Below are 3,822 nucleotides of genomic sequence, written 5' to 3'. Positions count from 1 at the left end.
GGATGCCCATGACTAAAGCCATCACGCTGAAGGCAACGCGGAGTGTTGCCGTGTCTAGGATCATTTCCGCCCCCTGCATCGCGATCCAGTGCAACCCAGTATCGCACCCGCACTGCGCCAGCGATGAGTCTGCCGCCGACTGATTCTGCGCGGCCGACACATTTGTCTGACATCAGTCACGAATTGGTTTGGGGCGGCTGTTCAGTGCCAGCATTATTGAATGCTTGAGGCAACAAAGACCCCCGAAACTGCTCCGTTGGCCACGGCGGCCGGCGTCGAGCCACTGAATCCGGCCCTCGCGGCAGAGGCCAAGATCGCCCGTGTTGCCGTGACCGTGTTCCCGCTGCTGGTGCTGGCTGCCGGCGTGGCCGGATTCCTGCTCCCCGGCGCCTTCCAGCCCCTCGGCCCCGCCGTCCCGTACCTGCTGGGCATCATCATGTTCTGCATGGGCCTAACGCTGACGCCCCCCGACTTCGCTGCCGTGGCCCGCAGGCCGTGGGCTGTGGTCCTGGGCATCGTTGCCCACTACGTGATCATGCCCGGGGCGGGGTGGCTGATCGCCACCGTTCTTCAGCTTGAGCCGGCCCTGGCCGTCGGCCTGATCCTCGTTGGCTGCGCGCCGTCCGGCACTGCCTCCAACGTCATGGCCTTCCTGGCCAAGGGCGATGTTGCCCTGTCCGTGGCCGTGGCGAGCGTGTCAACGCTGATCGCCCCGATCGTCACGCCCGTACTGGTGCTCTTCCTCGCCGGATCGTTCCTGAGCATCGACGCCGGCGCCATGGTCCTGGACATCGTCAAGACCGTCCTCCTGCCCGTCATTGCCGGCCTGATGGCACGGCTGTTCCTCAAGAACCTCGTCGCAAAGGCGCTTCCGGCTCTGCCCTGGGCATCCGCCGTCGTCATCTCCCTCATCGTGGCCGTAGTGGTGGCGGGCAGTGCCGGCAAGATCGTGGCAGCAGGCGGCATCGTGTTCCTGGCCGTCGTGCTCCACAACGGCTTCGGCCTCGGACTCGGATACCTGGCCGGCAAGCTGGGCCGCCTGGACGACAAGGCTCGCAGGGCACTGGCATTTGAGGTGGGCATGCAAAATTCAGGCCTGGCGGCCACACTCGCCACCGCCCACTTCACGCCGCTGGCCGCGCTTCCGTCCGCCGTTTTCTCGCTGTGGCACAACATTTCCGGCGCCATCGTGGCCGCCTTGCTGGCCCGGAGGCCCCTCCAGGACTCCACGCCCGGCGGTTCCTGAGGCTCAGCGGTTCCTGACCTCAGGCGGAAGCCGCCAGGTGGCCGCGGTCTTGCTCGTTCTTCCCGGCCGGCGGCCGTAGCGCCTTGAGGGCGCCCGCCCAGGCAATGACCTGATCGAACACCGTGGCCAGGTTCTTCTCCGCCGCGGCGGAGGGCGTGAAGGTCCTGTAGCTGTCTCTTATACACATCTAGATGTGTATAAGAGACAGGCTCCGCTGAGTGCGGACTCCAGCGTCCGGATTGACTACGAGCGCCCCATCGTAAAATCCACCCCGGCTCCCGTCGTGGAAGCCCCGGTCGTGGAGGCGCCGCCCGTGGCAGAGACTCCGGCGCCCGTGGCCGCACCCGTCGCTGCTCCGGCTCCGGCGAAAATCACCGTCCAGGCCGCGGCGGCTCCGGCCAAGGCCCCTGCGGCTGCCGCCGGCAGCGTCAACGCCTCCATGGTCTCGTCCGCCTACGCCCAGCTGGGCATCACCCAAGACTGCACCGCCATGGTTGAAAAGGCACTGGGCGCCTCCGGGATCCCGGTGGGCGACCTCGCCCCGATGCAGTTCATGAACTACGGAAGCGTCGTCTCCACCCCCCAGCCCGGCGACATGGTGGTCCAGTCCGGCCACGTGGGAATCTTCGTCGGCAACGGCAATGTTCTCAGCGGTGGCATGAACGGCTCCAACCAGACCGTGGTTCACCCGCTGTCCTGGCTGACCGCCACGGGCCCGGTCACGTTCGTGCGGGCCGCGGCTTAACAGCGCCACAACATGCATTCAGCGGGGCTCTTAGGGCACCGCGTGGAGGGCCGGTGTTCCGCTGCCTTGGGGGCAGCGGAGCGCCGGCCCTTTCACTGTCCCGCCGCAGCATCCGGGGATGCGCACCAAATCCCCCTGCACCAGCCGCGGACTAATCAGTATGCTGACAGAACAGCCATTACGACGGCCCGCCACCGGGAGGAAAAGACCGTGAATGAGAGCAACATCGACGGCGGAACCATCGATGACAATTCGTTGTCCGCGTACTTGCACAGCCATCTGATAGCGGCAGCCGCCGGAGAGCGCCTCTTCGAACAGGCGGCCAAAACCTGGGACGGCACGCCGCACGGCACCACCCTCAGCCACCTTGCCGCGGAAGTGAGCGCGGACAAGGCAGCGCTCCACGAGTTCTCCGACCTGATGCATCTGCACATGCCGGCCTACAAGAAGCCGTTGTCGTGGATCAGCGCCCAGATCGGCAAACTGGATCCGCTGAATCCGCTGCACTCCCCCGACGGAGCCACAGGTCAGCTCGCCCTCGAAGGACTCATCAGCGCGGTCACCGGAAAGTCCCTGCTCTGGAAGTCGCTGATCATCCTCTCCCGCACGGACGGGCGCATCGACCCCGACACGGTCAACCGCTTCCTGGACCGCGCAAACGAGCAAATCCGGGAACTGGAGGCCCTTCTGCTCGACACGACGCCGGAGCGCCTCTCCACGTCTGACGGATAGGGGCTTCCTGGGCCGTGGCCCGGTCACCCTTGGACGGTTCGGTTCCGCCCCTGCGATTTTGCCTCGTACAGGGCGACGTCGGCGGCGGCGATCAGCTCGTCCAGGTCTTCCGTCCCTGCCGTGAATTTGGAGAGGCCGTAGCTGACGGTGGGCATCCGGAGCACCTCCGGTATGGCATATCTGGCAAGCCGCCGGCTGATCTCCGTGGTGATGGTCTCGGCCTGGCGCGGACCAACGCCCGGGATCATGAGGATGAACTCCTCTCCGCCGTATCGCCCCACAAGGTCCGTGGAGCGGACCGTCTCCTTGCAGGCATCGGCGAACGCCTGCAAGGCAAGGTCGCCGGCCGCGTGGCCGAAGGTGTCATTGACTGTCTTGAAGTGGTCCAGATCGGCAAGGATCAGCGTTCCGGACGTGTCGAGCTGCCTGCAGCGGTCCATCTCAGCCGCCGCCAGCTCAATGAACGCGCTGCGGTTGAGGAGGCCGGTCAGGCCGTCCTCCCTGGCCACGGTCTGGAGTGCCCGCGTCTGCTGCTCCGTGCTGAGTTCGGCCATGCTGAAGGAGCCGACCACCAGGAACACCATGGTGACTAGCGTGGTCACGGAGGATCCGAAGTAGGTGACAAACGTCGGACCGGCCGGACCTTCCGCGATGAAGATCGCCAGACGGCCCACGTAGAAGACGGCGACGCCTCCGGCAGCTATGGCCGTTGGTATCCGCACCCGGGAGTAGCCGGGCTCCAGCTGCCACAGCTCGCGGGAAGCCAGGCCAATGAAGAGGCACATGGAGCCCAGGAATACAGCACCCCCGGCCCATGTATTGGATCCCGGATTGTCCAGGGCTGCGGCAATGCCCGCGATGCCCGGGACGGCGACGGAGAGCCAGACGTTGCATTTAAGCATCCGGAGCGAACGCGCAGCGGCCCAGACACTCGCCACCCCGGCAATGAGCAGGACGTTTCCCAGCGGGTTGGCCCACACCTGGTGGGGTGTTCCGTCCAGGAGGAAGCTTGCCGCGCCCGCGAGAAACAGCAGCAGGGCCACGCACCACCAGCCACTGTATGCGGAACGGGTGGTGCGGAACGCGGAGAAGTAGAACA

The 3,822-nt window shown here is 66.0% G+C and carries 4 protein-coding genes and 1 pseudogene; 3 read left to right on the top strand and 2 right to left on the bottom strand.

The window, feature by feature from the left end; all coding sequences use genetic code 11:
• Positions 1 to 220 precede the first annotated feature (220 nt).
• Complete coding sequence (locus B1A87_RS22300; protein ID WP_078028641.1) at positions 221 to 1,246, top strand: bile acid:sodium symporter family protein; 1,026 nt, start codon at positions 221 to 223, stop codon at positions 1,244 to 1,246.
• A 19-nt stretch (positions 1,247 to 1,265) separates the two neighbouring features.
• Here the strand turns inward: B1A87_RS22300 and B1A87_RS23210 are convergent, their stop codons facing one another.
• The gene (locus B1A87_RS23210; RefSeq protein ID WP_185982448.1) at positions 1,266 to 1,433 is read right to left on the bottom strand and encodes a hypothetical protein; all 168 of its coding nucleotides are present in this window, start codon (positions 1,431 to 1,433) and stop codon (positions 1,266 to 1,268) included.
• 21 nt (positions 1,434 to 1,454) lie between these two features.
• Between B1A87_RS23210 and B1A87_RS22295 the strand changes: the two are divergent.
• Positions 1,455 to 1,991 (top strand): annotated as a pseudogene (locus B1A87_RS22295) (hypothetical protein); the annotation flags it as partial.
• 210 nt (positions 1,992 to 2,201) lie between these two features.
• Positions 2,202 to 2,723, top strand: coding sequence for a hypothetical protein (locus B1A87_RS22290; protein ID WP_078028640.1), 522 nt, complete (start codon positions 2,202 to 2,204; stop codon positions 2,721 to 2,723).
• Between the two features lie 23 nt (positions 2,724 to 2,746).
• On the opposite strand, the gene B1A87_RS22285 is transcribed toward B1A87_RS22290, so the two are convergent.
• Positions 2,747 to 3,822: diguanylate cyclase (locus B1A87_RS22285; protein ID WP_144275946.1), on the bottom strand; the 1,076-nt coding region annotated here is incomplete at its 5' end.

This window comes from Arthrobacter sp. KBS0703, from assembly GCF_002008315.2.
In the GTDB taxonomy this organism is placed as follows: domain Bacteria; phylum Actinomycetota; class Actinomycetes; order Actinomycetales; family Micrococcaceae; genus Arthrobacter.
The sequence above is the reverse complement of the archived record's forward strand: the minus strand, read 5'-3'. Positions and strand labels throughout refer to the sequence as shown.

Coding starts and splice junctions, on each gene's coding strand:
- B1A87_RS22300 (WP_078028641.1), top strand. CDS start 221: ATGCTTGAGGCAACAAAGACCCCCGAAACTGCTCCGTTGGCCACGGCG.
- B1A87_RS23210 (WP_185982448.1), bottom strand. CDS start 1,433: ATGTGTATAAGAGACAGCTACAGGACCTTCACGCCCTCCGCCGCGGCG.